This is a genomic window from Streptomyces sp. 17_S59 (assembly GCF_056930295.1).
In genome coordinates, this window is record NZ_JBXOWD010000001.1 from 2999804 (window position 1) to 3024904 (window position 25101).

Annotated in this window: 22 protein-coding genes; 9 read left to right on the top strand and 13 right to left on the bottom strand. The window is 72.4% G+C overall.

Features of this window, described 5'->3' with window-relative positions; translation table 11 throughout:
- Positions 1–96: 96 nt before the first annotated feature.
- Genes AC1Z4A_RS13240 through AC1Z4A_RS13250 form a run of 3 tightly spaced genes read left to right on the top strand, consistent with a single transcriptional unit; the run spans position 97 to position 2483 of the window.
- Complete coding sequence (locus AC1Z4A_RS13240; RefSeq protein ID WP_483678547.1) at positions 97–1248, top strand: lipid-transfer protein; 1152 nt, start codon at positions 97–99, stop codon at positions 1246–1248.
- Between the two features lie 6 nt (positions 1249–1254).
- Positions 1255–1719 carry a Zn-ribbon domain-containing OB-fold protein gene (locus AC1Z4A_RS13245; RefSeq protein ID WP_483678549.1) on the top strand — a complete coding sequence of 155 codons (465 nt, stop codon included), beginning with the start codon at positions 1255–1257 and terminating at the stop codon, positions 1717–1719.
- Complete coding sequence (locus AC1Z4A_RS13250) at positions 1716–2483, top strand: enoyl-CoA hydratase/isomerase family protein (RefSeq protein WP_483678551.1); 768 nt, start codon at positions 1716–1718, stop codon at positions 2481–2483. The genes AC1Z4A_RS13245 and AC1Z4A_RS13250 overlap by 4 nt, the downstream gene beginning before the upstream one ends.
- Here the strand turns inward: AC1Z4A_RS13250 and afsK are convergent.
- Positions 2468–4993, bottom strand: a complete 2526-nt coding sequence (gene afsK, locus AC1Z4A_RS13255) for a protein serine/threonine kinase AfsK (protein WP_483678553.1) — start codon at positions 4991–4993, stop codon at positions 2468–2470. The two genes, AC1Z4A_RS13250 and afsK, sit on opposite strands and share 16 nt — an antisense overlap.
- A gap of 246 nt (positions 4994–5239) precedes the next feature.
- Positions 5240–6055 carry an AfsK-binding protein KbpA gene (kbpA, locus tag AC1Z4A_RS13260; RefSeq protein WP_483678555.1) on the bottom strand — a complete coding sequence of 272 codons (816 nt, stop codon included), beginning with the start codon at positions 6053–6055 and terminating at the stop codon, positions 5240–5242.
- Between the two features lie 282 nt (positions 6056–6337).
- On the opposite strand from kbpA, the gene AC1Z4A_RS13265 reads away from it, so the two are divergent.
- On the top strand, positions 6338–6985 hold the full coding sequence (locus tag AC1Z4A_RS13265) for a TetR/AcrR family transcriptional regulator (protein WP_483678558.1): 648 nt from the start codon (positions 6338–6340) through the stop codon (positions 6983–6985).
- A gap of 147 nt (positions 6986–7132) precedes the next feature.
- Here the strand turns inward: AC1Z4A_RS13265 and AC1Z4A_RS13270 are convergent, their stop codons facing one another.
- Both AC1Z4A_RS13270 and AC1Z4A_RS13275 read right to left on the bottom strand, forming a co-directional pair.
- Positions 7133–7609: a nitroreductase family deazaflavin-dependent oxidoreductase gene (locus tag AC1Z4A_RS13270; RefSeq protein WP_483678560.1), complete on the bottom strand. Its 477-nt coding sequence runs from the start codon at positions 7607–7609 to the stop codon at positions 7133–7135.
- A complete protein-coding gene (locus AC1Z4A_RS13275; RefSeq protein WP_483678561.1) occupies positions 7609–8826 on the bottom strand; it encodes an acyl-CoA dehydrogenase family protein in 1218 nt (405 codons plus the stop codon). The genes AC1Z4A_RS13270 and AC1Z4A_RS13275 overlap by 1 nt, the downstream gene beginning before the upstream one ends.
- A gap of 86 nt (positions 8827–8912) precedes the next feature.
- Here AC1Z4A_RS13275 and AC1Z4A_RS13280 point away from each other — a divergent pair, with 86 nt between their 5' ends.
- Entirely contained in the window at positions 8913–10085 is a 1173-nt protein-coding gene (locus AC1Z4A_RS13280) for a thiolase C-terminal domain-containing protein (RefSeq protein WP_483678563.1), read from the top strand.
- A gap of 61 nt (positions 10086–10146) precedes the next feature.
- Here AC1Z4A_RS13280 and AC1Z4A_RS13285 read toward each other — a convergent pair whose 3' ends face one another.
- Entirely contained in the window at positions 10147–10584 is a 438-nt protein-coding gene (locus tag AC1Z4A_RS13285) for a Zn-ribbon domain-containing OB-fold protein (protein WP_483678566.1), read from the bottom strand.
- 126 nt (positions 10585–10710) lie between these two features.
- Here AC1Z4A_RS13285 and AC1Z4A_RS13290 point away from each other — a divergent pair, with 126 nt between their 5' ends.
- The 3 genes from AC1Z4A_RS13290 (at position 10711) to AC1Z4A_RS13300 (ending at position 14666) form a co-directional block, all read left to right on the top strand.
- Complete coding sequence (locus AC1Z4A_RS13290) at positions 10711–12936, top strand: acetate--CoA ligase family protein (protein ID WP_483678569.1); 2226 nt, start codon at positions 10711–10713, stop codon at positions 12934–12936.
- An 85-nt stretch (positions 12937–13021) separates the two neighbouring features.
- Positions 13022–13897, top strand: a complete 876-nt coding sequence (locus tag AC1Z4A_RS13295; protein ID WP_483678572.1) for an enoyl-CoA hydratase/isomerase family protein — start codon at positions 13022–13024, stop codon at positions 13895–13897.
- Between the two features lie 106 nt (positions 13898–14003).
- Positions 14004–14666, top strand: a complete 663-nt coding sequence (locus AC1Z4A_RS13300) for a flavin reductase family protein (protein WP_483678574.1) — start codon at positions 14004–14006, stop codon at positions 14664–14666.
- A gap of 57 nt (positions 14667–14723) precedes the next feature.
- Here AC1Z4A_RS13300 and AC1Z4A_RS13305 read toward each other — a convergent pair whose 3' ends face one another.
- The 5 genes from AC1Z4A_RS13305 to AC1Z4A_RS13325 form a co-directional block, all read right to left on the bottom strand.
- Positions 14724–15734, bottom strand: coding sequence for a hypothetical protein (locus tag AC1Z4A_RS13305; RefSeq protein WP_483678576.1), 1011 nt, complete (start codon positions 15732–15734; stop codon positions 14724–14726).
- Positions 15735–16033: 299 nt separating this feature from the next.
- On the bottom strand, positions 16034–17107 hold the full coding sequence (locus tag AC1Z4A_RS13310; protein WP_483678578.1) for a Zn-dependent alcohol dehydrogenase: 1074 nt from the start codon (positions 17105–17107) through the stop codon (positions 16034–16036).
- A gap of 47 nt (positions 17108–17154) precedes the next feature.
- Complete coding sequence (locus AC1Z4A_RS13315) at positions 17155–18618, bottom strand: aldehyde dehydrogenase family protein (RefSeq protein ID WP_483678580.1); 1464 nt, start codon at positions 18616–18618, stop codon at positions 17155–17157.
- Positions 18615–19778: an acyl-CoA dehydrogenase family protein gene (locus AC1Z4A_RS13320; RefSeq protein ID WP_483678581.1), complete on the bottom strand. Its 1164-nt coding sequence runs from the start codon at positions 19776–19778 to the stop codon at positions 18615–18617. Before AC1Z4A_RS13320 ends, AC1Z4A_RS13315 begins: the two co-directional genes overlap by 4 nt.
- 24 nt (positions 19779–19802) lie before the next feature.
- On the bottom strand, positions 19803–20714 hold the full coding sequence (locus tag AC1Z4A_RS13325) for an SDR family NAD(P)-dependent oxidoreductase (protein ID WP_483678582.1): 912 nt from the start codon (positions 20712–20714) through the stop codon (positions 19803–19805).
- A 124-nt stretch (positions 20715–20838) separates the two neighbouring features.
- On the opposite strand from AC1Z4A_RS13325, the gene AC1Z4A_RS13330 reads away from it, so the two are divergent.
- Positions 20839–21765, top strand: coding sequence for a cyclase family protein (locus AC1Z4A_RS13330; protein ID WP_483678583.1), 927 nt, complete (start codon positions 20839–20841; stop codon positions 21763–21765).
- Positions 21766–21994: 229 nt separating this feature from the next.
- Here AC1Z4A_RS13330 and AC1Z4A_RS13335 read toward each other — a convergent pair whose 3' ends face one another.
- The 3 genes from AC1Z4A_RS13335 to AC1Z4A_RS13345 all read right to left on the bottom strand — a co-directional run bounded on the left by AC1Z4A_RS13335 (position 21995) and on the right by AC1Z4A_RS13345 (position 25097).
- On the bottom strand, positions 21995–22471 hold the full coding sequence (locus AC1Z4A_RS13335; RefSeq protein ID WP_483678584.1) for an ATP-binding protein: 477 nt from the start codon (positions 22469–22471) through the stop codon (positions 21995–21997).
- A 442-nt stretch (positions 22472–22913) separates the two neighbouring features.
- Positions 22914–23918 (bottom strand): acyl-CoA dehydrogenase family protein, encoded by a 1005-nt coding sequence (locus AC1Z4A_RS13340; protein WP_483678586.1) that lies wholly within the window; start codon positions 23916–23918, stop codon positions 22914–22916.
- Between the two features lie 9 nt (positions 23919–23927).
- The gene (locus AC1Z4A_RS13345) at positions 23928–25097 is read right to left on the bottom strand and encodes an acyl-CoA dehydrogenase family protein (RefSeq protein WP_483678587.1); all 1170 of its coding nucleotides are present in this window, start codon (positions 25095–25097) and stop codon (positions 23928–23930) included.
- Positions 25098–25101: the final 4 nt, after the last annotated feature.

A 25101-nucleotide genomic window follows, 5' to 3' on the forward strand; every position in this document is an offset into this window, starting at 1 on the left:
CCCGCCGAACGATCCGGACCCCTCGGCGCCAGCTGACTCCACGTCAGATTAGCGATAGCCTTCCGCGCTGTCAGCACCGGCAGCACGGAGGTGGCGATGACGGCAACGCTCAAGGACACCACCGCGATCGTCGGCATCGGTCAGACCCCCTTTGCACGTCAACTCCCCGAACCCGAGAAAGCTCTGGCCTGTCGCGCGATCCTCGCCGCACTGGACGACGCCGGCATCCACCCCTCCCAAGTGGACGCCTTCGCCTCCTACACCATGGAGGAGACCGACGAGGTCGAGGTCGCCAAGGCGATCGGCGCCGGCGACGTGACCTTCTTCTCCCGCGTCGGCTACGGCGGCGGCGGTTCCTGCGCGACCGTGGCCCACCTGGCCGCCGCCCTCACCACGGGCCGGGCGACCGTCGGCGTCGCCTGGCGGTCACGCAAGCGCGGCTCCGGCCCGCGGCCCTGGCGCGACACCCGGGCCCAACTCCCCACTCCCGCCCAGTGGACGCGGCCCTATGGACTCCTGCGTCCCGTCGACGAGATCGCCATGCTGGCCCGCCGCTATATGCACAAGTACGGAGCCACCCGCGACCACTTCTTCAACGTGGCCCTGGCCTGCCGCAACCACGCCCACCGGAACCCCGCCGCGATGATGCGCGACCGGCCGCTGACCCGCGAGGCGTATCTGTCCGCACGCTGGATCAGCGAGCCCCTCTGCCTCTTCGACAACTGCCTGGAGACGGACGGCGCGCTGGCCTGCGTGCTCGTGCCCGCCGAGCGCGCCCGCGACTGCCGGCGCCCGCCCGTCTACGTCCACTCCGCCGCCCAGGGCCTCCCCGCCCAGCACCACGGCATGGTCAACTACTGGGCCGAGGACCCGCTGGCGGGCCCCTCGTGGACCGCCGCCCGACAGCTCTGGAAATCCGCCGACTTCGGGCCCGAGGACGTCGATGTCGCCCAGATCTACGACGCGTTCACCTCGCTGATCCCGCTCTCTCTCGAAGGCTATGGCTTCTGCGGACGCGGCGAGGGTGCGGCCTTCACGGAGGAAGGTGCGCTCGAACTCGGCGGCCGGCTCCCGCTCAACACGGCCGGGGGCGGTCTCAGCGAGGCCTACGTCCATGGCTTCAACCTCATCAACGAAGGGGTCAGACAGCTTCGCGGCACCTCCACGGCGCAGGTGCCGGGCGCCACGACCTGCCTGGTCACGGCAGGGGAGGGCGTCCCCACATCGGCACTGCTGCTGAGGAGTTGAGCGCTCATGTCCTCCATGATGAGGGGTACCACTGACAACGGCCTCCTGCTGCCCGTGCCGGACGCCGACGGGCAGCCGTTCTGGGACTTCGCCGCCCACGGTGAGCTGCGCATTCAGTTCTGCGCCGGCTGCCGCGAGCCCCGTTTCCCGCCCCGGCCCTGCTGCCCGCGCTGCCAGTCCTTCGACGACGAGTGGCGCCGGATGTCGGGGCGCGGCCGCATCTGGTCGTACGTCCTGCCGCACCCGCCCCTCCTGCCCGGCTATGCCGAGCAGGCCCCCTACAACGTCGCCGTCGTGGAACTCGCCGACGCGCCGGGCATCCGCCTCGTCGGCAATGTGGTGGCCGCCCCCGACGCCGCCCTGAACTCCGTCGACCCCTGCCTGCTGCGGATCGGGGCCCCCGTCAGGGCCGTCTTCGCCGAGATCGCCCCCGGGGTCACCGTGCCCCGCTGGCTGCTGGAGCGGCCGTGACCGTCCGCGTGGAGAAACAGCCGGACGGCGTCGCGCTCGTCACCCTCGACCGGCCCGGGCGGCACAACGCCATCGACCTGACCATGGCGGCCGAACTCACTGGCGCGTGGCGGGAGTTCCGCTTCGACGACTCCGTACGGGCGGTCGTGCTGACCGGCGCCGGGGATCAGGCGTTCTGTACGGGCATCGACCGCTCGGCCGCCGTCCCCCAGCCGAACTCCCCCTATTCCATGGACGATCCGCTGCTGGGCATCGGCCCCAAGACCGCGGACCTGTGGAAGCCCGTCGTCGCGGCGGTCGGCGGCATGGCCTGCGGCGGGGCGTTCTACCTGCTGGGCGAGGCGGAGTTCGTGGTCGCCTCCGAGAACGCTGCGTTCTTCGATCCGCACACGTCCTACGGCATGGTCAGCGCGTACGAGACCGTCCTCATGGCCCAGCGCATGCCGTTCGGCGAGGTCGCGCGGATGGCGCTGATGGGCACGGCCGAGCGCATCTCCGCACGGCGCGCCTACGAGACCGGCCTCGTCTCCGAGCTGACGCCGCCGGGCGGGGCCACCGCCGCGGCCCTGCGCGCCGCGGCCGTCATCGCCTCGTACCCGACCGAGCCGGTGCAGGGCACGGTGCGCGCCCTGTGGGCGACCCGGGAGGCCGCCCGGCAGCACGCGCTGGCGCTGGCCCCGCACCTGATCTCCCTGGGCAGCCTTCCCCCCGCCGCCCAGGCGGAGCTGTTCGGCACGCGCGGCCGCGACTACCGCGTGCGCTGAGCGCCCGTGCCCTTGGCCGCGTCCAGCGCGTAGACGCAGCGGTCCTTGCTGCACGCGTAGACCACGCCGGCCGCCGCCACCGGGGAGCCCGTGATCTCGCCGCCCGTGGCGAGCTTCCAGCGCAGCTGGCCGCCCGCCGCGTCCACCGTGTAGAGGCAGTGGTCCGCGGAGCCGAAGTGGATCCGGCCGTCGGCCACCACGGGGCCGCCGATGATGTCGCCGCCCGCCGCGAAGCGCCACTTGGGCGTGCCCGTGACCGCGTCCAGCGTGTACAGCGCGCCGCCGCTGCCCAGGTGCACGGAGCCCGCAACGACCAGCACCGGCTCGGCCGACTGCCGGGCCTCGGTGGCGATGCGCCAGCGGTCGCGGCCGGTCGCCGCGTCCAGGGCGTACACGGTGCCCAGGTAGTCGGCGACGTAGACGCCGCCGCCCGTCACGGCGGGCCCGGGGGCGAACGCGGGCGGGCTCAGGAACACGGCCGGGGCCTCGAACCGCCAGCGCACGTCCCCGCGCGCCGCGTCGATGGCGAGCACGCGCGTGCCCGCGGTGACGTAGACGGCCCCGTCCGGCGCCGCCAGCAGGCGCACCGGAACGCCGCCGCACGACGCCGCGTCGCCCACGGGGTACGACCAGCGCTCCGCGCCCGTGCGGGCGTCGAGGGCGCGCAGCCGTGCGTCGGCCCACACGTACACCGTGCCGTCCTGGACGAACGGACCGCAGTCGGGCGTCTCGAAGTCGGTCTGGGCGCCGCTCATCTCCCACAGCAGCTCGCCGCCGGAGGCCTCCCACGCCTGGACGCCGCCGCCGCGCGTGCCCGTGACGATCGTGCCCCGGTCGGCCTTGAGGGAGTAGACCCAGCCGTCCGTGGCGAGCCGCCAGCGCTCCGTGCCGTCGGAGGCGTCGAGCGCGTACAGCGTGGGCCCGTCGGAGGCGTGTATGCGGCCGTCGGCGACGGCCATCGCCCACGCCACGTCGCGGGTCTTGAACTGCCGCCGCCCGCTGGCCACGTCGAGCGCGTGGACCTCGAACGAGGTGACATAGAGCAGGTCTCCGGCGACGACCGGGGTGCCCCAGACGTCGTTGGACATCCGGAACCGCCACGGCCGCCAACGCCCCTGGTCGGCCTGGGCATTGGGGGCGGCGTCCGGGGACGGCGCGAGGACGGGGGCGGGGACCGGGGCGGGAGGCTGCCCGGGCAGGGCCGCGGCCGAGGCCCCGGCGGGGGGACGGACCCAGCCCGTGGTGGCCCCGACGCCCGTCCGGTCGTACGACTCGCGGGTGTCGGCGACGCGCGGCCCGGGCCCGATGGGCACCTGCGAGCCCGCCAGCCGTACCGTGCCGTCGGGCGCCGGGGCGGCAGGCGCTCCCGCGTGCCGGCCGTGCCCGCCGCCCGCGGCGGCGCCCGTGCGCACGCTGTGCGGGCCGCTCAGGCCGCCACGCGGGTCGGGGGCGCCGACGACGCCGGAGCGGGCGGCGTCGGCCGCGTGGGCGCCGTTGCCCCAGCCCGGCGTGCCGGGGGCGTTCGAGGGCTCGGGCGAGGGCGGCTGGGCGGGCCGCGGCGGGACGCCCGAGCGGCCGCGGCCGCTCCCGGCGGCTCCGCCGGGCGAGGGGCGGTGCCCGGCCCGGCGCTGCTCGATCAGGGAGACCGCGTTGTCCGGCAGCCACGCCGATGCCGTGCCGCTGTCGTCGCCGCCGGAGGCGAACAGGTGCGGGGCGAGCTGGGCCTGGAGATCGGCCGGGCTGGGCCGGTTCTCGGCGGCCATCTGCATGCAGGACTCGATGAGGGGGCGCAGCTCGTCCGGCAGGCCGCTCAGGTCGGGGCCTTCGCGCAGCAGCATGAACACGGTCTCGACCGGGTTGGCGCCGTGGAACGGGGCGTGCCCGGTCGCCGCGAAGACGAGCGTGGACCCGAGGGAGAAGATGTCGCTGGCACCGGTGACGCTGCGGGAGTCCCTGGCCTGCTCGGGCGACATGTACGCGGGCGTGCCGACCGCGACGTTGGTCATCGTCAGCCTGGTGTTGGACACGCCGGAGGCGATGCCGAAGTCGATGACCCTCGGGCCGTCCTCGACGACGAGCACGTTCGACGGCTTCAGGTCGCGGTGCACCAGCCCCGCGCCGTGGATGGACTGCAGCGCCTCCGCGATGCCGGCGGCCAGCCAGCGCACGGCCTGGGCGGGCAGCGGGCCGCAGTCGGTGACGATCTCCTCCAGCGAGGGCGCGGGCACGTACGCGGTGGCCAGCCAGGGCACGGCCGCCCTGGGGTCCGCGTCGACGACGGCGGCGGTGTAGAAGCCGCTGACCGCACGGGCCGCTTCCACCTCACGGGTGAAGCGCACCCGGAAGAGCTGGTCCTCCGCCAGCTCCGTCCGCACCGTCTTGATCGCCACTCGCCGGCCGGACGCCGAGCGGGCGAGATAGACCAGCCCCATGCCGCCGGCGCCGAGTCGGCCGAGCACCTCGAACGGGCCGATCCGTCTCGGGTCGTGCTGCGTAAGCTGCTCCACCACTGACCTGCCACCTCCCCGTGGGGGCTTGAAGAGTTTCAGCCCCGTGCAGCGTCTCACCGCGAATTTATCCCGGGGGACGCACCCCGATTCTTCCTGGCGAAGCCCGCGGTTGCGAACTCGGGGCACGCTTCGCCGTGTCTCCGCCATATGAGGCAATATGCCCACATATGGCGCAACTCGCCGCATCACCCCAGCAGCCCGGCCCGCCGGCACCGTCCCTCCCCCGCCCTCCGGATCCCCCGCCGGTCAGGACGCGCCCTGCCTCCGCTCGGGCTGCGAGACGTCGATGACCGCGAAGTCGGCCCCCTGGTCGTCGGCGAGCACCGCCAGGCGCCCGTACGGCGTGTCCCGGGGCTCCCGGCGGATCCGCCCGCGCAGCCGGGCGGCCTCGCGCACCACGGCGTCGCAGTCCTCGACCACGAAGTAGACGAGGAAGTGGGCGGGCATCTCCCGCGGGAACCGGTCGCCCATGACGGCCCGGCCCGCGACCGCGTTCTCCGGCGTGTCCGGCAGTCCGGACGGGGTCCAGATGGCGAACTCGGTACCCGCCTCCTCGCTCACGTCATGGGTGACGAATCCGAAGACCGCCTCGTAGAAGGGGTCGACCGCCTTCGGGTCCCAGGTGTGCACCTCGGTCCAGCCGTACGAGCCCGGCTCGCCCCGCAGCTCGAACCCCTGATGGCTGCCCGCCTGCCAGACCCCGAAGACCGCCCCGCCGGGGTCCGCCGCCATCAGCATCGTGCCGAACGGACCGACGGTCATCGGCCCGCTGACGACCTGCCCGCCCGCCGCCCGGATCCGCTCCGCCACGGCCTGCGCGTCGGCGGTGGCGAAGTAGACGGACCAGGCCGTCGGCATGCGGCCGTCCGGCTTGGGCGCGAGCGCCGCCACGTTCCTTCCCTCGTGGAACGCCTGGGTGTAGTGGCCGTACTCGGCGCCGCTGTCCCGGAAGGACCAGCCGAGGAGTTCACCGTAGAAGCGCTTGCCCGCCTCCACGTCGGGCAGCATGACGTCCGCCCAGCAGGGTGTGCCCTCGGGGAATCCGTCCTCGGCAGTGCTCATTGGTCCGGCTCCTTCCGTGCTCCGACGGCGTGCCACGGCTGTCACGGTATAGGGGGTTGACGCATCCCGCGCGGGCTGTGGACAACGTGTGAAGCATGTGAGTGGCGGCCGTTGTCCACAGCTTGTTGATAGGACAATTCACCGGTACGGGCCAATCCACTCCAACTCTCTTTCCACCCCCTCCCAACCCCTCTGACCTGCGCTTTCACACCACCGTGCACCCCCGCCCCCATTTGCATGCGGCCGAATCGCGCTCCGATCACCCCTCGGTAAGCTGACGGCATGACAGGACAAGTACGCACCGTCGACGGCCGCGTGGCCGGTCGGCGCGGCCAGGCGACGCGGCAGAAGCTGCTCGACTGCCTCAGTGAAATGCTCAGCTCCTCGCCCTATCGCGACGTCAAGGTCATCGACGTCGCCCGCAGGGCCGGAACCTCGCCCGCGACCTTCTACCAGTACTTTCCCGACGTCGAGGGCGCCGTCCTCGAAATCGCCGAGGAGATGGCGAAGGAAGGCGCGAGTCTCACCGGACTGGTCGCCGGACGCTCGTGGGTCGGCCGCTCCGGCTGGCAGGCGGCCGAGGAACTCGTCGACGGCTTCCTGGGCTTCTGGCGCAAGCACGACGCGATCCTGCGCGTCGTCGACCTGGGAGCGGCCGAAGGCGACAAGCGGTTCTACAAGATCCGCATGAAGATCCTCAACGCCGTCACCAACTCCCTCACGGACTCCGTGAAGGAACTCCAGTCCAAGGGCAAGATCGACAAGGACGTCAACCCGGCAGCCGTGGCCGGCTCGCTCGTCGCGATGCTCGCGGCGGTGGCCTCGCACCAGAAGGGCTTCCAGAGCTGGGGCGTCAAGCAGGCCGAACTCAAGCCCAACCTCGCGCTGCTGGTGCACCTGGGCATCACCGGCAAGAAGCCGACGAAGTAACTCCCTTACGCCGCACGGCGACACAACCGCACACCCCTCGCACGTCCTGTCATCGCAGCGGCGGGCCGCCCGGGCTCGGCCCCGGACGGCCCGCCGCGGCACACTGCGGCGCGGCGGACGCCGCCCGCCCTCCCCGGCCACCGCCCCCTAGCGGCGGTCCAGCCGGAAGATCCGGATCTCCCGCTCCACCCGCTCCTGGTAGCGCGCGTACGGCGGCCAGCGCCGGAGTGCCGCCTCCCATGCCGCCTGCCGCTCGGCGCCGCGCAGCAGCCGCGCCCGCACCGGAACGTCCCGCCCCTGCCAGCTGATCTCCGCGTCCGGGTGCGCCAGGAGGTTGCCGGTCCACGCAGGGTGGCCGGGCCTGCCGAAGTTGCTGCCGACGAGGAACCAGGCGTCGTCCGCACCCTCCACCGGCAGGCACGCGAGCGGCGCCCGCCGGGGAAGTCCGCTCTTCGCCCCCGTCGACGTCAGCACGGCCCCCGGGAGCATGCGCGCGCTCAGCAGCACCCTGCCGCCCGTCAGCCGGTGCACGGCGCGGTCGAGCGCCGGCACGCAGTGCGGCGCGACCCTTGCGAACGAGCGGGTCGTGGAAATCCTCTGCACCAGGCGCTCGACGGCGGCCATCACAGCACCACCGCTTCCCGCTCGCCTGACGCCGCAAACAGTCCGGCCGTCTCAGCGGCCCGGGCTCGCAACCCGTGCACGGGTCCGAACAGCAGCTCGTCCGACGCCGCCCGTTTGAAGTACAGCTGCACATCGTGCTCCCACGTCACCCCGATACCTCCGTGCAACTGGATCGCCTCCGACGTGACCACCCGGGCCGCCTCCAGCGCCTGCGCCAGCGCGAGGCCGCCGACCGCCCCGGCCTCCGCCGCCGGCTGCCCGCCTCCTGCGGCCCATGCGGCGTAGTACGCCGCCGAACGGGCCGCCTGCACCGCGACGTACAGGTCCGCCAGCCGGTGCTTGACGGCCTGGAAGGAGCCGATCGGCCTGCCGAACTGCTCCCGCACGCGTACGTACTCCACCGTGCGCTCGAGCGCCCGGTCCGCCGCTCCCACCGCCTCCGCCGCCAGCACCGCGGCCACTCCGGCGCCGAGCGCCGCCAGCCCGCCCCGGACGTCGCCGCCGCCCGTGCCCAGCGGCTCCGCCCGTACGTCCCGCAGCTCGATGCGGGCCTGGGGCCGCGTCTCGTCCAGGGCGGTCAGCCGGGTCCGGGTCACGCCGCGCGCCCCTTCCGGCCGCACGGCGAAGAGCAGCGTGCGGCCGCGGACGTAGCCGCCGGTGTGCGCGGCGACGAGCAGCAGGCCCGCGCCGTGCCCGTCGAGGACCTGCCGGGCCTCTCCGTAGAGCCGCCAGCCGTCGTCGGTGCACCGCGCCTGCACGCCGCCCGCCCGGCCGCCCCCGGCCCATTCGCCGTCGTCCGGACCGGTCAGGGCGAGCGCCGTGGACAGCGTGCCGCCGGGCAGCGCCAGGGCTCCCGTCAGCTCGCCGGAGACCAGGCGCGGCAGCAGGTCCGCGCGCTGCCCGGGCGTGCCGAGGGCGGCGACGAGCGGGGCCGTGAGCGCCGCGGTCGGCAGCAGGGGGGACGGCAGCAGGGCGCGCCCGGTCTCCTCGGCCGCCAGGGCCAGCTCGGTGGGCCCGCACCCCACGCCGCCGTACTGCTGCGGCACGGCCAGCCCCGGCAGCCCCAGCTCCTCGGCGAGGCACCGCCACAGCTCGCCGTCGTGGCCCGCGGGGGTCCGCACCGCCGCCCGGACCGCATCCGGGCCGGAGCGTTTGCGCAGCAGCTCGCGCAGGGTGCGCCGGATCCCGTGCTGCTCCTCGCTGAGCGCGGCGTCCATCGGGGCTCCTCCCGTTTCCGACGGGCCGTCATGGTAGGTCGCCCAACGCCACTTTCCCACCCCCTATCTGATGTACCGTCAGCTTCATGACTCCAGGCAAGCGCAAGGCCGCTGTCGTCGGCGTCGCCCTCGCGGACTGCGGTCGTCTCGACTCCGTCACCCCCTATGCCCTGCACGCGCAGGCCGCCCGCCGCGCCCTCGCCGACTCGGGCCTCGACCGGGACGTCGTCGACGGCTTCGCCTCCGCCGGGCTGGGCACCCTCGCCCCCGTCGAGGTCGCGGAGTACCTCGGGCTGCGGCCCACCTGGGTGGACTCGACCTCCGTCGGCGGCTCGACCTGGGAAGTCATGGCCGCCCACGCCGCCGACGCCATCGCCGCGGGCCACGCCGACGCCGTGCTCCTGGTCTACGGCTCCACCGCCCGCGCCGACATCCGGGCCGGGCGCAGGACCTCCCAGCTCTCCTTCGGCACCCGCGGACCGGCACAGTTCGAGGCCCCCTACGGCCACACCCTCGTCGCCAAGTACGCGATGGCCGCCCGCCGCCACATGCACCAGTACGGCACCACCCTGGAGCAGCTGGCCGGGATCGCCGTCCAGGCCCGCGCCAACGCGGCCCACAACCCGCACGCCCTGTACCGCACCCCCCTCACTGTCGACGACGTCCTCGGCAGCCCGGTGATCGCCGACCCCTTCACCAAGCTCCACTGCTGTGTGCGCTCCGACGGCGGCTGCGCGGTCCTGCTGGCCGCGGAGGAGTACGCGGCCCACGCGGCGAAGCCCCCCGTATGGGTGCTGGGCACCGGCACCGCCGTCTCCCACTCCGCCCTGTCCGAGTGGGAGGACTTCACGGTCACTCCGGCCGCGGTCTCGGGGCGGCTCGCCTTCGAACGGGCCGGGGTCACCCCTCGGGAGATCGATGTGGCCGAGCTGTACGACGCCTTCACCTACATGACGCTCGTGACGCTGGAGGACCTGGGCTTCTGCGCCAAGGGCGAGGGCGGCGCGTTCGCGGAGAAGGGACGGCTGACGACCGCCGGGGCCCTCCCCGTCAACACGGACGGCGGCGGCCTCTCGGCCTGTCACCCCGGCATGCGGGGCCTCTTCCTCCTGGTCGAGGCGGTCCGCCAGCTCCGCGGCGAGGCGGAGGAGGGCCGCCAGGTGCGCCGGCCGGACGGCAGCCTTCCGCAGCTCGCCGTGGCCTCGGGAACGGGCGGCTGGTTCTGCTCGTCGGGGACGGTGGTCCTGGGCCGCTCATGACACCGCGGCGACACTGCCCGACGCTCTCCCCCGCACCCCCTGGCGGGCGCCGCCGAGCGCGTCACTCCGGCCGGAACACCGGAACGACGAACGCCCCCGCCCCGCCTCCCCGCCCTTCGGCATGACCCCGGAACGCCACCCTCAGGGGCATCCCTATCCGCAGCGCGTTCTCATGGCACTCGATCACCTCGGTCATCATGCGCGGGCCCTCCTCGAGGTCGACCACAGCGGCGGTGTAGGGAAGACGGGCGTCGAAGGGCGGCAGGTCGTTCCGGTGCACGACGGACCAGGTGTAGAGCGTGGCCCGGCCGCTCGCCCGCTCCCACACGACGTCCGTGCTCCAGCAGCGCGGGCAGTGCTCGCGCGGATAGTGGTGGGCCTTGCCGCACCCCGCCGCGCGGCAGCGGCGTATCAGGAGTCCCCCCTCGGCCGCCGCGTCCCAGTACGGCCGGCTGAAGTCGTCCGTCTCCGGCTCATCACAGCTCGGCAGCCCTCTCATGAGGATCACCCCTCCCAGGCGTTCCGGCGTACAGCAAACCGCACGGCCCATTCCTGACGGCTTGTCAGATCGGTAACCTGACTCCGCGTCAGCCTATCGGCCATCGAGCAGGAGTGGGCGAGAACGATGCTTGGATCGACTCACGGCTCCCTCACCACCACCTCCCGCCCGGCCCGTGTGGTCGCCTGCGGCGAGCGTCCGGGCCCCGCCGTCCACGGCACGGCCACCGATACCCGCGACACGGACGTCAGCGGGCGCCCCCTCCATGCCGACGTCCCCGACCTGGACCGGTTCTTCCGCCCCGAGAGCGTGGCCGTCATCGGCGCCTCCGAGACGGAGGGCCGCCCCAACACCGGGATCACCCGCCGGCTCGTCTCCTGGGCCCAGCGCGTCGGCGCCCGCATCCACCCCGTCCACCCCACCCGCACGACCGTATTCGGCCTCCCCTGTCACCCCTCCGTCCGCGACCTCCCCGAAGAGATCGACCTCGCCGTCCTCCTCGTCGGCGACCCGGCCCCCGTCCTCGAGGAACTCTCCGACTGCAAGGTCAAGTTCGCCGTCGTCTTCGCCTCGGGCTTCGCGGAGACCGGACCGGAGGGCGCCGCGGCCCAGGCCCGGCTCGCCGCCGCCGTCCGGGACAGCGGCACCCGCCTGCTCGGCCCCAACACCAACCTCAACACCTTCGAGCATTTCCGGGACGACCTGGACGGCCCGGCCATCGCCCTGATCACCCAGTCGGGCCACCAGGGCCGCCCGCTCTTCGCCCTCCAGGAGCTGGGCATCCGGCTCTCCCACTGGGCCCCGACCGGCAACGAGGCGGATCTGGAGTGCGCCGACTTCATCTCCTACTTCGCCACCCGGCCGGAGGTCGGGGCCATCGCCGCATATATGGAAGGGCTCAAGGACGGCCGTGCCTTCCTGCTGGCCGCGGACCGGGCGGCCCGGAACAAGGTGCCGGTCGTCGCCGTGAAGGTCGGCCGGACCGAGACCGGCGCCCGCACCGCCGCCTCCCATACCGGCAAGCTGACCGGCGCGGACGACGTGGTGGACGCGGCCATGCGGCAGTTCGGCGTGATCCGCGTCGACGGCCTGGACGAACTCCAGGACACCTCGGCCCTGCTCGCCCGCGCCCGCCCGCCCCGGGCCACCGGCGTCGCCGTGTATTCGATCTCCGGTGGCACGGGCGCCCACTTCGCCGATCTGGCCACCGCCGCCGGGCTGGAGATCCCCGTCCTCTCCGCCGCCAAGCAGAGCGAGCTGCACACGTGGATCCCCGAGTACCTGAGCGTCGCCAACCCCGTCGACAGCGGCGGCCACCCGGTGGGCGACCGGCGCGGCCGCCGGATCATCGACGCCGTCCTGGCCGATCCGTCCGTCGGCGTGCTCGTCTGCCCGATCACCGGCCCCTTCCCGCCGCTGAGCGACAAGCTCGCGCAGGACCTCGTGGACGCGGCGGAAGAGACGGACAAGCTGATCTGCGTCGTCTGGGGCTCCCCGGTGGGCACCGAGGACGCCTATCGCAGGACCCTGCTCGGCTCCTCGCGCGTCGCCACCTTCCGCACCTTCGCCAACTGCGTCACCGCCGTCCGCGCCTGGCTCGACCACCACCGCTTCACCACCGGATACCGCTCCCCCTTCGACGGCGCGCCCCGCTCCCTCTCCCCGTCCGCGCACAAGGCGCAGGCACTGCTCCGCCCGGGCGAGCAGCTCAGCGAGCACGCGGCCAAACAGCTCCTGCGCGCGTACGGCATACGCGTGCCCCGCGAACAGCTGGTGACCAGTGCGGCGGCAGCCGTGCGCTCGGCCGCCCAGGTCGGCTACCCGGTCGTCATGAAGGCGTCCGGCCCGCAGCTGGCCCACAAGTCGGAGCTGGGCCTGGTCAAGATCGGGCTGACCTCCGCCAGCCAGGTCCGCGACGCCTATCGCGAGCTGACCGACATCGCCCGCTACGAGGAGCTGCCCCTGGACGGCATCCTGGTCTGCCAACTTGTGGGGCACGGAGTCGAGATGGCCGTCGGCATCACCCACGACCCCCTCTTCGGGCCCACCGTGACCGCGGGCCTGGGCGGGGTGCTGGTGGAGGTGCTGGACGACACCGCCGTGCGCGTACCGCCGTTCGGCGAGGACCAGGCCCGGAGCATGCTCGACGAGCTGCGCGGGCGCGCCCTCCTCGGCGGTGTCCGGGGGGCTCCCCCGGCCGACGTGGACGCCCTCGTGGAGACCGTGCTGCGCGTCCAGCGCATGGCCCTGGAACTGGGCGACGGAATCGCCGAGCTGGACATCAACCCGCTGGTCGTACTGGAGCAGGGGCAGGGCGCGGTGGCCCTCGACGCCCTCGCCTTCTGCCGCTGAACCGGTCCGTACGAGCGGCACGCCGCCCCCGGCCGGCGAGCCCGCGGCCCTCCGTACAGCCGACCGCAGAACAAGGAGATCCCCCATGATCCACTCCCCCCGTGGAACCACCGAAGCGCTTGGTGGGCACGGCGAACCGGACGGGTCCGCCGAACCTGCCGAAGCCGATGACTCATTGGTACTGCACACCACTGACAACGGGGTCTCGTGGATCACCATCAACCGCCCGCACGCACTCAATGCCATCACCCCTGACCAGCGGGAACGCCTGATTTCCAAGCTTTGCGCGGCATCCGCCGCCCCGGGCGTCCGAGCCGTGGTGATCACCGGTGCCGGCAAGGGCTTCTGCGCGGGCGCCGATCTGCGCGCGGCCGGGCGCACCCCGCCCTCCGAGCGGGTTCCTGGCGATGTGGCGCGGACGCTCCGGGAGGGCGCCCAGCGGCTCGTGGCAGCGGTGCTGGACTGCGAGAAGCCCGTGATCGCCGCCGTGAACGGCACCGCGGCCGGCCTCGGGGCGCACCTGGCACTGGCCTGCGACCTGGTCCTGGCGGCGGAACCGGCGCGGTTCATCGAGGTCTTCGTGCGCCGGGGCCTGGTGCCGGACGGGGGCGGGGCGTACCTGCTGCCGCGCCTCGTGGGGCCGCGGCGGGCGAAGGAGCTGCTGTTCTTCGGCGACGCGCTGTCCGCCGCCGAGGCGGAACGCATCGGCCTGGTCAACAGGGTGGTGGCGGAGGAGGAGCTGGCCGGGGCCGCCCAGGAGTGGGCCGACCGGCTCGCGCAGGGGCCGACCCGGGCTCTCGCGCTGACGAAACAGCTGATCAACGCCTCGCTCGAGGCCGACCGCGCGGCCTCATTCGCCGCCGAAGCGGCCGCCCAGGAGATCAACATGGCGACGGGGGACGCAGCCGAGGGCATCACGGCATTCCTGGAGCGCCGCGGCCCGCAGTTCCGGGGAAGGTGAGCGGCGGCCGGAGGGACGGGCCGCCGCCACGCGGCGGAGCGACGGTCGGCTCCACGGCCCGGGCGGGGGCGCACGGCCCTTTCAATCTGACTGACCGTCAGCTTCAATGGGTCACATGATGGGACACGCCGGAATGGCGGCCGTGGCCGTGCGCCACCTGCGATCGGTGGGGTCGACGACGACTGCTGCGCCACCCGAGCCTCCCGTGCCCCGCCCGCACCTTCGGGCCGTACGGGCGGACGAAGCGCCTCAGCCGACGCCGCGCGAGTTCCGTGATGTTCTGGGCCACTTCGCCAGCGGGATCACCGTCGTCACGGCTCCCGGGGCGGAGGGGAGGCCTCCGGCGGGCTTCGCCTGCCAGTCGTTCGCCTCGCTGTCCCTCGAACCACCGCTGGTCGTTTTCATGGTGGCCCGTACGTCCACCTCCTGGCCGCAGATCGCCCGCGCCGGGGTCTTCTGCGTCAACGTCCTGGGATCCGGGCAGAAATCGCTCTGCGAAGGTTTCGCCGTCCGAAGTTCGCAAACGGCCGACAAGTTCGCGGGCGTCCCTCATGAACCGGCCCCGGTCACCGGGTCTCCGAGGCTGAAGGGCGTACCGGCCTGGATCGACTGCACGATCCACGCCGTCCACACCGGCGGAGACCATCTCGTGGTCGTGGGCCGCGTGGAGGCGCTGGGGACCGACAAGGGCGCTGCGGGCCCCGGTCCGCTGCTCTTCCACCGGGGCGCCTTCGGCACGTTCGACGCGTTCGGCACACACGGCTCCTGAACGTCCGTTGCCGGTCGCTCCGGCTCCGGAGCGCCCGGCAAGGTGCGGCAGCCGTGCCTACTTCTTCTTGTGCTTGACCACCTTGGTCAGGACGTAGCGCTTGCCGGAGCCCGGCTTCCCGATCTCGTGGAAGATCTGCGGCTCCCGCTCCGTGCCGATGACGCTCCAGTCGCGCGAGAGTTCGCAGGAGTTGATCCGCAGCGAGACGCCCTGCACCCGGCCGCCGTCCTTCAGCGGCGCCCACGTGCCGGACCCGTCGCAGTCCTTCGGCTTGTCCTTGCCCGTGCCGTCCCAGGTGAAATTGTCGAGCCCGTTGGCGACCGCGGCGCCGTCCTCGTCGAGCTTGACCGTTCCGCCACGCCCGTCGGTCCACGTGCCGGTGAAGTCCGCCTTGGTCAGGCGCGGCGGCTCGTACACCTTCGCCAGCCCGGCCGCGTACGCTCCCGCGCCCAGCGAGCCGACGGTCAGCCACGCCACGGTGCCGACGGTCGTCACCCGGCGGGCCACGCTGCCGGAACGGCCTTCGCGGACCCGGCGGGCGGCCACCCGGCCGACGAGCGCGGCGGGCAGCAGCCCGACCGTGAGGGAACCCCACCAGATGAGGTAGCTGAGCGGCCGGGCGAGGGAGAGGCTGCCCAGCGCGGCCACGGCACCGAACACGATCACCGTCGCCGCCGAGACGACGGGCACGGCACCGGCGGTCCACAGCCAGCCGTCGCCGTGCCACCGGCGCCGCGACGCCCACCGGGCCAGACCGAGCGCGGGCATGACGGTGGCCGCCGTGACGAAGCCGCTGATCAGCACAGTGAGAAGCAGGGCGACGAGCACCACGGCAGTGATCATGACGGGGCCCTTGGGCATCCCGTCGTGCTCGCGCGAGAGGAGGACGAGCACGGCGGCCGTCCCGGCGATGACAGCCTCGCCGCAGAGGGCGCCCATGGACGCGCAGAACGCGGCGCCGAAGCCGTCGCCGTGCATCACCCGCTGCGGGAGCCCCCGGGGCTCCTCGGGTACGGCGCCCTTCGCCGCCTCGTCCGGTATCGCGTCCGGCTCAGCCTGCTGTGCCATATCAGCCCCTCTCTCCAAGAATGATTCCCCCAGAGGCCGAGAGGTTCCGCTGCGGAAGGTCCGAGACCGCACTCGGCCCACCGGTCCACACCGACGACGAGGCCTGGACACACCACCGCACCGACGCCGGCCGACCAGGCGACCATTCTTACCGAATGGTCGTACTTCGCCTGAGAGCAGGGGCTGCCCGGACGGCAGGAGCCGTGAGCCCACCCCACACGCAGACGACGGACGGCGCAAGGCCTCCGACAGGGATCACATGAGGAGCGGCAGGTCCCGGATCACCGGTCGGTTCCGGGTCACCGTTCGAACGAGAAGACGCTGCGGGCAGCGGTCGGGTTGTGCGCGTCCTCGACCGCACGACCGAATTCCTCGACCGGGTGGACGCCGGTGACCAGCTCGTCCAGCAGCAGCCGTCCTTCGCCGTACAGCCGCGCGTACAGCGCGATGTCGTGCTGTGGACGGGAGGAGCCGTATCGGCAGCCGAGGATGGACTTGTCGAGGTACAGGGACGAGACACGGAAGGACGCCTCCGCCCGGACGGGCGGCACACCGAGCAGCACCGCCTGGCCGCGGCGGCCGAGGAGGTCGACGGCCTGCCGCACGAGGCGGACGTCGCCGACGCACTCGAAGGCGTGGTCGGCGCCGGACGGGAGGAACTCCCGCACGGCGGACGGGACGTCGGGGACGGCCGAGGCGTCGACGAAATGGGTGGCGCCGAACGTCCGGGCCCGGGACTCCTTCGCGGGGTCCGCGTCGACCGCGACGACGGCCGACGCGCCGGCGAGCCTCGCCCCCTGAAGGACGTTGAGCCCGACGCCGCCCGCGCCGATGACGAGCACGGAATCCCCCGGGCGCACCCTCGCCCGGTTGAGGACCGCGCCGACTCCGGTGAGCACGCTGCAACCGATCACGGCCGCGGAGGTCAGGGGGACGTCTTCGGGGATCCTGACCGCCTGGACGGCCTTGACGAGCGCGCGTTCCGCGAAGGCCGAGGTGGCCGCGAACTGGTGGAGCCGCTCCCCGCGCCGGGTGAACGGCCGGCCGGGCCTGCCGATGGAGGTGCGGCACATCGTCGGCCTGCCGCGGTGACAGTCGGGGCAGGCCCCGCAGTTGGCCACGGTGGACAGCGCCACCCGGTCCCCGGGCGCGAGGTGGCCGACGCCCGGGCCGACCTCCTCGACCACGCCCGCCCCCTCGTGGCCGAGCACCACGGGGACGGGATGCGGAATGGTGCCGTCGATGACCGACAGGTCGCTGTGGCACAGGCCCGCGGCGGCCACGGCGACGAGCACCTCGCCCGGGCCGGGCGCTCGGAGTTCCAGGTCGTCGACGACGTGCGTCCGCTTGCCGTCGAAGATGACGCCTCGCATGGGTGGTGGTCCTCTCCGACAGCCGGTGGTTGGCAGGTGCCAGGTGGTCAGGACGGCCAGACGACCGACTGGAGTTCGCTGTACGCGTGCAGCGCGAAGGAGCCCCCGTCACGGCCGATACCGCTCTCCTTGAACCCGCCGAAGGGCGTCTCGGGGTGCCGCTGGCAGGTGTTGATGCCGACGTTCCCGCTGCGCAGCCGGGCGGCGAGGGCCCAGGCGCGGCTGGTGTCGGCGCTGAAGACGTAGTCGTGGAGGCCGTACGGGGTGCCGTTGGCGATCCGCACCGCTTCGTCCTCGTCGGCGAAGGGGATGGCGGCGACGACGGGGCCGAAGACCTCCTCGCGGGCGACGGTCATGTTGGGCGTGACGTCGGCGATGAGGGTGGGGGCGACGTAGAAGCCGGGCCGGATGCGGGGGCGGGTGCCTCCGGTGACGATCCGGGCCCCTTCGCTCCGGGCTCCCGCGATGTACACCTCGACGCGGTCGCGGTGCGCGGCGGAGATCACCGGGCCCACGATCGTGGAGTTTTCCACAGGGTCCCCGATTGTCAGTGACTCAGCGTAGTCTTTGAGGGCAGCGACGGCCTGCTCGTACAGCGATCGATGGACGAGCACGCGGGTCGGCGCCGTGCAGATCTGCCCGCTGTGGAAGGACCAGACCGAACCGACCGCCCCGATCGCCGACTCGAACGCCTTGACGTCGGCGTCCCCCAGGACGATGGCCGCGCCCTTGCCGCCCAGCTCCAACAGGGTGCGCTTCATCGACCTCCCCGCGGTTTCGGCGATCTTCCTCCCCACGGCTGTGGAGCCGGTGAAGCTGACCATGTCGACACCGGGGTGGGCCACCAGTGCCTCGCCCGCGCCCGGGCCCGAGCCGGTGACCACGTTGAACACACCGTCCGGGAGGCCGGCTTCCCGGAAGAGCGGGCCCAGTTCGAGACAGCACAGCGGGTCCTGCGGTGCCGGTTTGACGACCACCGCATTGCCCATGGCCAGGGCGGGGGCGACCTTGCCCGCGAGATTGACCACCGGGAAGTTGTAGGAGGTGATGCAGCCGACGACGCCCACGGGGCGGCGCACCGCGGCGGCGCCGATCAGGCCGCCGGGGGCGAGCGGGCCGGACGCGACGGGCTGCGGCGGGAGCGGGATCGTGCCGGGTTCCAGCGCACCGCGCGCATAGCGCCGGAAGCGTTCCGCCGCCACGGGCACCTGCATGGCCGAGGCGACGCGCATCGTCGCGCCCGTCTCGGCCTGGACGAGGGGTACGAGTTCGCCCTTCCGCTCCATGAGCAGACCGGCAATCCGGTCGAGCACTGCCGCGCGCTCGCGCGGATCTGTACGGAACCAGCCGTCCTGCGCGGCACGCGCGGCGGTCACGGCGTCGGCGACTTCGGCGGGAGTCGACTCCGGGGCCTCCCCGACGACCTGTTCGGTCGCCGGATTGACAACTGGATAATGCCCTTTTCCCGGCGCGCGCCAGGCGCCGGCGATCCAGTGCCCGTACGCCGTCATGGCCGCTGCTCCTTCGGCAGGCCGAGGACGCGCTCGGCGATGATGTTGCGCTGGATCTCGTCCGAGCCGCCGTAGATGGTGCCGGCTCGGCTGAAGAGGAACAGGCGTTGCAGGGCGTCCAGTCGGTACGGCCTGTCGGCGTGCCAGTCGTCCGGTCCCAGGGCGGCGGGGGCGCCGCGCACCTGCATCGCCAGTTCACCGAGGCGTTTGTGCCAGCCGCCCCACAGCAGTTTGGCGACGCTGGGCGCCCCGGGGTCGTCCGATGTCCCCAGAGTCCGCAGGGCGTTCCAGCGCATCGTCTGGAGTTCGGCCCACTGCCGTACGAGCCGGTCCCTGAGCACCGGCTCCGCTGCGGCACCGGTCTCCGTTGCGAGGCGGACGACCCGGGCCAGCTCGGCCGCGAAGCCGATCTGCTGGACGAGCGTGGAGACTCCGCGCTCCCGTGCGAGGAGCCCCATGGCGACGCGCCAGCCATTGCCCTCGCCGCCGACGAGGTGCTCGGCGCGGGCCTCGGCGCCGTCGAACAGCACCTCGTTGAAGTCTGCGGATCCCCACATCTGCCGGATGGGCCGGACCTCGATCCGGCCCGGCTGGTCCATCGGCACGAGCAGGAAGGAGAGACCTTGGTGCCGGTGGGATCCCTCGGTGGTGCGGGCCAGGACGAAACACCAGTCGGCCTCGTGGGCGAGGGAGGTCCAGATCTTCCGCCCGGTGATCCGGTAGGTGCGGCCTCCGCCGGTCCGGACGGCGGTGGTCCGTACGGCGGCGAGGTCGGATCCCGCGCCGGGCTCGCTGTAGCCCTGGCACCAGAGTTCCTTGCCGCCGGCGATGGCGGGGAGGAAGCGTGCGCGCTGTGCCTCGTCGCCGTGGGCGAGGAGGGTGGGGGCCAGGAGGTTCTCGCCCAGGTGGCCGATGCGGGCGGGGGCCTGGGAGCGTGCGTACTCCTCCGCCCAGACGACCTGTCCGGTCAGTGTCGTGGTGCGATTGCCGTAGCTGCCGCGGGCGCGGGGCCAGCCGAGGCCGATCCATCCGCCGGTGCCCAGTTCACGTTCCCAGGCCCGGCCGGGGGTGCGGTGGGCTTCACCGGGGAGGTGCTCGGCCAGCCAGGTCCTGGCCTCCCGGCGCAGGGCCTCGTCCTCCGGCCCGAATGCGAAGTCCATGTCGGCTCCTCTGCCGCAGCGGTGTCAGGCGTTGGGGCGCCGGCCGGAGGCGGCCGCCTCGGCCATCGTCCGGAGCCTGTCGAGCAAGGGCATCGGATCGGTGCCGACCGTCCCCGGAAGGAGATCGGCGATGCGCTCCGGGGTCCAGCGGCCCTCGGCGTAGGCGGCGCGCAGTTCGCGCGGCTGGGCCCAGACCGCGATCTTGGGGCCCGCGACGGTGTAGACCTGCCCGGTGATGCCCTCCTGCTGGGCGCGCTCGCTGAGCAGGTAGACGACGAGGGGGGCCACGTCCTCCGGGTCGCCGATCTCCTTGAGTTCCACCGGTACCTGGGCGGACATCCTGGTACGGGCGACGGGCGCCACGCAGTTCGCGGTGACACCGTATTTGTGCAGGCCCAGTGCCGCGCTGCGGACCAGGGAGATGATGCCGCCCTTGGCGGCCGCGTAGTTGGCCTGGGAGACGCTGCCCTGGTGGTTGCCGCTGGTGAAGCCGATGAGGGTGCCGCTTCCTTGCTGTCGCATCACCGCGGAGGCGGCGCGGAAGACGGTGAAGGTGCCCTTCAGGTGCGTGGCCACGACCGGGTCCCATTCCTCCTCGGTCATGTTGAAGAGCATGCGCTCGCGGAGGATTCCCGCGACGCAGACCACTCCGTCGAGACGTCCGTAGCGGGCGAGCGCGGTGTCGACCACGTGCCGGCCGCCGGCCATGGTCGAGACGTCGTCGGCGACAGGGATCGCCTCACCGCCGTTCGCCTCGATCTCCTTGGCCACGGCCGTGGCGACCTCGCTCGTCGGCTCGTCGCCCTGGACGGACACGCCGTAGTCGTTGACGACGACCTTGGCTCCTTCCGCGGCGGAGGCCAGGGCCACCGCCCGGCCGATGCCCCGGCCGGCCCCGGTGACGGCGACCACCTTCCCGGCCAAGAACTTCCCCATGGCGCGCCCCCTTCCCGCACTTTCTGACGGTCCGTTAGATTTTTGGGGCAGAGTGGGCCCGAACACAAGAGCGTGGACGCATGCGGGCGGCCCACACGTCGCCACGATCCGGGGAGGGATCCCGATGCCACTGCCGGCCGAGTTCCACGAGATCGCCAAGCGAGTTAACAACTGGGGCCGTTGGGGCGAGGGTGACGAGATCGGAACACTCAACCTCATCACCGACGAGGTCGTGCGCGCCGCCGTCGGGACCGTCGCAGACGGACGGCGCATCCCCCTCGCCCTGCCCCTTTCGCAGGACGGGGTGCAGACCGGAGCGATCCCCGGCCGGGTCAACCCGCTGCACACGATGGTCGCGATCAACCTGGAGATGTTCGGGCCGGGAACCGTCGCCACCAGCGACGACACCGTGGCCATGGGCCTTCAGGCGGGCACCCACTGGGACGGCCTCTGCCACGTCTCGCACAGCGGCCGGATCTACAACGGCCGTCCGGCGGACTCGATCACGAGCCACGGGCGGGCCGCCTTCAGCGGAGTCGAGAAGGCAGGGCACATCGTCTCGCGCGGAGTGCTCCTGGACGTGGCGCGAGCCCGCGGCGTGGACCGGCTGGACGGCGATCACGCCGTCACCCCCGACGACTTGGAGGCGGCCGAGGAACTGGCAGGCACCACTGTGCGGTCCGGCGACATCGTGCTCGTACGAACCGGCCAGATTCAGCAGTATCTGGCGGGCGACAAACAGGCGTACGCCTTCCCCTCTCCCGGGCTCTCGATCCACACCCCCGAGTGGTTCCACACCAGGGACGTGGCCGCGGTCGCCAACGACACCCTCACCTTCGAGATCTTCCCGCCGGAGATCGAGGGCCTCTGGATGGGCGTGCACGCACTCCATCTCGTGGAGATGGGCATGCCGCAGGGGCAGAACTGGAACCTCGAAGGACTCTCCGAAGCGTGCGCCGAGGCAGGGCGTTACGCGTTTCTGCTGGCCGCCATGCCGGAGCCGTTCGTCGGCGGGACGGGGACGCCGGTGGCCCCGGTGGCGATCCTCTGAACGAAAAGGCGGGCGGGCGGCGGCGCACAGATGCGCACCCCGAGCACGGCACCGTGCGCCGCCACCCAGCTCCGGCGCCTGAGCCCTGTTGTCGCGCCGGATCGCGACCCGTACTCGCCAAGGCAGCCCCGGTCACACGGGCCTCTCGACGTCCCCTCGCAACGAATCGCTGCATCCAAGGGTGATCACGTGAACACTTCACGTCAACACCTGGTCTGGACTTTGTCGATTACGCCCGATTTGTCGCGGCGTGTTGTGGCTCAAAAGCACTACCCCAGAGCTGGTCCCCGCGATCGATTTCGCACCAGATGCGCTTGCCGGCACCCTCGCGGTGCCAGCCCCAGCGGTCGGCGAGACCGTCGACCAGTTCGAGGCCGCGACCGCCGGTGTCGTCACCCTCGGCACACCGCCGCATGGGCGGACAGGTGCTGACGTCGGCCACCTCGACACGGACGGTGCCCGGACACCCCCCGGCCATGGCGCCCGCGGCCCCCGCACCCGGGAAGAGCATCCGCAGCACGGCCGGACAGCCCGTGTGCACCACGGCGTTGGTGACCAATTCGGAGATCAGCAGGATCAGCGTCTCGGCCAGGGGCTCGTCGACCCCTATCCCGGACCCGGCGAGCCGCGAACGCGCCCACCTGCGAGCCCGGCCCACTTCCGCGGGGTCGGCCCCGACCTCCATCTGCATCTGAAGCACCTGCACCGCTCACACCATCCGAACCGGCGGACACAACGCCTCGCGTCTCTGGGGAGTCACGATCCGTGATCTCCCTCCGAGACAGCATGGTTGACGTTCCGTTACCCCAACAAGCGCTTCGGGCATATTCCGGCGCAAAGGAGTATGCGTGCTGCATACTGTGCGACGCGCGCCGCAGGGGCTCGAACACCGGGGCTTTCGGCGCCCCGCTCCGGTGCGAACAAGAGGCATTCCCGCACCCACCACAGCCACTTGGGCAACAGCAGTTTTGTTGCGCCACTGAACTACTCGCACGCAAGGGAGAGTACCCGAGGGGAGTCCCGACTCCGCCCTGTGACAAGTAACGCCAAGAGCACAACTCGATATCGACGCATCGTGATCATTTTTCGGATACAAGCCCGCATTTCACCCACATCGATTACGCAACGCCACTCGCACAGTTCGCGATTTACGCCGAGCAATTTTCCGGCCCGCGCAGGAGGGCGGTGGCCAGGGCCTCCTCGACCTCCGCAGTTGTCCGCCATTGTTCGAGCCTCACCCAAGCCCGCTTCAGATGCAGATGGACATCCGCGTCCCAGGTGAAACCCAGGCCGCCATGCAGTTGCAAACAGTCACGGGCATTTCGGGCAGCAGCCTCATCCGCGAGCAGTTTCGCCCCGTAGATATCACTCGGCGTCATTGTCAATGATGCGGCATAGACGCTACTTCGTGCGAGTTCCGTACGGACGAGCATGCGCGCACAGAGGTGTTGCACCGCCTGGAACGCTCCGATCGGGCGCCCGAACTGCACCCGGCTCTTCGCATGCAAGACGGCCATCTCCAGAGTCCGGGACGCTGTGCCGAGTTGCTGGGCGGCCGTCAGCAGGACCGCCTCCAGGCGCAGGCGGGACGCGTCCCGGAGGCCGACCGGGGACGGCCCCATGGGGGTGCCCGCATTCCGTGGCACGCGCCGTACGCGGTGCAGGGGTGTCGTCGGGTCGACCGACCGTACGGGTTCGGCGGCCAGCTCGCGGGGGCCCGCGCCCCCGGCCGTTCGCAGCAGGCGGGGAGCCGACCCGTCGATCAGCAGGACCGCATCGGCGGCGGCCAGGTGCTCGACCATGCCGGGGCCGTCCAGGGCCGTCACCACCGCCTCGCCCTCGGCCGCTCCGGGTACCGGACCGGCCGCGAGATGGGTGGCGACCAGCGGCCCGGGCAGCAGGGCCCGGCCCGCCTCCTCGAAGACCACCACCGCCTCGGCCGGCCCCAGTCCGGCACCGCCTTCCTTCTCGGGCAGGTGCAGGGAAAAGACTCCCGCTTTCCCCAACTCCCGCCAGAGCGAGCGGTCGACGCTCCCGTCCGGGCCACCGGCATCCACGAGCGTCCGCAGCCGCTCCCGGGGAAAGCGGGCGGTCATGATGTCGCGCATTGTCCTGCGCAACGCCCGCTGGTCCGCACTCGGCCGGAAATCCATGGTCGCCCCTCACCGCCCTCGGGGAAGGCCGAGGATGCGCTCGGCAATGATGTTCTGCTGGATCTGGGAGGTACCGGCGGCAATGGTGTACGCGAGGGAGGAGAGCCGCTCGGCGTTCCATTCGTGATCGGCGTCCAGCGAGCCGGCGCCGAGAACCGAGGCAGCGGCCTCGAAGAGGTCCTGCCGCGCCTGGGAATAACGCAACTTGAAGACCGAGCCGCCGACTCCGGGCACCCCGTCCCCACCGCCCTGCAAGGAGCCCTGCGCCTCGCTGACGTTCCATTGCACCAGCCGCCACAGCGCCCCGAATTCGGCACTGAGCCGCCCCAGTCGACGGCGCAGGACGGGGTCTTCCCAGGTCCCGTTCTCCTTTGCCGTACGGGCCAGTTGCCCCAGGGTGCGACGGCAGGCGACGACCTCCCCGGCGAAAGCGGTGCCGCGCTCGAAGGAGAGGGTGACCATGCTGACCCGCCAGCCGTCGTTCTCCGCTCCCACGCGGTGGGAGAGCGGCACCCGCACCTCGTCGAGGAAGACCTCGGCGAACTCCGTGGAACCGGCGAGGGTGCGCAGCGGGCGGACGGTGACCCCGGGGGCGTCCATGGGCATGGCCAGCCACGAGATGCCCCGGTGGCCGGTGGCCGAGGGGTCGGTACGGACGAGCAGTTCGCACCAGTCGGCGATCTCGGCGTGCGAGGTCCAGACCTTGCTGCCGGTGACGACGTAGGAGTCTCCGTCCCGTACCGCGCGGGTACGCAGGGAGGCGAGGTCGGAGCCCGCTTCCGGTTCGGAGAAGCCCTGGCACCACACCTCGTCGCCGCGCAGGATCGGCGGCAGCCAGCGGGCCCGCTGGGCGGCAGTGCCCTCGGCGGCGATGGTGGGGCCCGCGTGCAGGAGGCCGACGAAGTTGGCACCCACGTAGGGAGCGCCCGCGCGTTCGGTCTCCTCCAGGAAGATCAGGTGCTGTGTGGGGGTGGCGCCCCGTCCGCCGGCGTCGGCGGGCCAGTGCAGGCCCGCGTATCCGGCGTCGTGGAGGGCGCGTTGCCAGGCACAGTCGTAGGCCCGGCGAGCGGGCCAGTCGTGTGGCGACGGCTTGGCCGGCAGGCCCGGCAGCGTCGTCCGGAGCCAGGCGCGCAGGCGGCGCCGGAAGTCTTCCTCTTCCTGTGTGAAGGTGAGGTCCATCGGC

Coding starts and splice junctions, on each gene's coding strand:
- AC1Z4A_RS13240 (WP_483678547.1), top strand. CDS start 97: ATGACGGCAACGCTCAAGGACACCACCGCGATCGTCGGCATCGGTCAG.
- AC1Z4A_RS13245 (WP_483678549.1), top strand. CDS start 1,255: ATGTCCTCCATGATGAGGGGTACCACTGACAACGGCCTCCTGCTGCCC.
- kbpA (WP_483678555.1), bottom strand. CDS start 6,055: ATGAGCACTGCCGAGGACGGATTCCCCGAGGGCACACCCTGCTGGGCG.
- AC1Z4A_RS13265 (WP_483678558.1), top strand. CDS start 6,338: ATGACAGGACAAGTACGCACCGTCGACGGCCGCGTGGCCGGTCGGCGC.
- AC1Z4A_RS13270 (WP_483678560.1), bottom strand. CDS start 7,609: ATGGCCGCCGTCGAGCGCCTGGTGCAGAGGATTTCCACGACCCGCTCG.
- AC1Z4A_RS13275 (WP_483678561.1), bottom strand. CDS start 8,826: ATGGACGCCGCGCTCAGCGAGGAGCAGCACGGGATCCGGCGCACCCTG.
- AC1Z4A_RS13280 (WP_483678563.1), top strand. CDS start 8,913: ATGACTCCAGGCAAGCGCAAGGCCGCTGTCGTCGGCGTCGCCCTCGCG.
- AC1Z4A_RS13285 (WP_483678566.1), bottom strand. CDS start 10,584: ATGAGAGGGCTGCCGAGCTGTGATGAGCCGGAGACGGACGACTTCAGC.
- AC1Z4A_RS13290 (WP_483678569.1), top strand. CDS start 10,711: ATGCTTGGATCGACTCACGGCTCCCTCACCACCACCTCCCGCCCGGCC.
- AC1Z4A_RS13295 (WP_483678572.1), top strand. CDS start 13,022: ATGATCCACTCCCCCCGTGGAACCACCGAAGCGCTTGGTGGGCACGGC.
- AC1Z4A_RS13300 (WP_483678574.1), top strand. CDS start 14,004: ATGGGTCACATGATGGGACACGCCGGAATGGCGGCCGTGGCCGTGCGC.
- AC1Z4A_RS13305 (WP_483678576.1), bottom strand. CDS start 15,734: ATGGCACAGCAGGCTGAGCCGGACGCGATACCGGACGAGGCGGCGAAG.
- AC1Z4A_RS13310 (WP_483678578.1), bottom strand. CDS start 17,107: ATGCGAGGCGTCATCTTCGACGGCAAGCGGACGCACGTCGTCGACGAC.
- AC1Z4A_RS13315 (WP_483678580.1), bottom strand. CDS start 18,618: ATGACGGCGTACGGGCACTGGATCGCCGGCGCCTGGCGCGCGCCGGGA.
- AC1Z4A_RS13320 (WP_483678581.1), bottom strand. CDS start 19,778: ATGGACTTCGCATTCGGGCCGGAGGACGAGGCCCTGCGCCGGGAGGCC.
- AC1Z4A_RS13325 (WP_483678582.1), bottom strand. CDS start 20,714: ATGGGGAAGTTCTTGGCCGGGAAGGTGGTCGCCGTCACCGGGGCCGGC.
- AC1Z4A_RS13330 (WP_483678583.1), top strand. CDS start 20,839: ATGCCACTGCCGGCCGAGTTCCACGAGATCGCCAAGCGAGTTAACAAC.
- AC1Z4A_RS13340 (WP_483678586.1), bottom strand. CDS start 23,918: ATGGATTTCCGGCCGAGTGCGGACCAGCGGGCGTTGCGCAGGACAATG.
- AC1Z4A_RS13345 (WP_483678587.1), bottom strand. CDS start 25,097: ATGGACCTCACCTTCACACAGGAAGAGGAAGACTTCCGGCGCCGCCTG.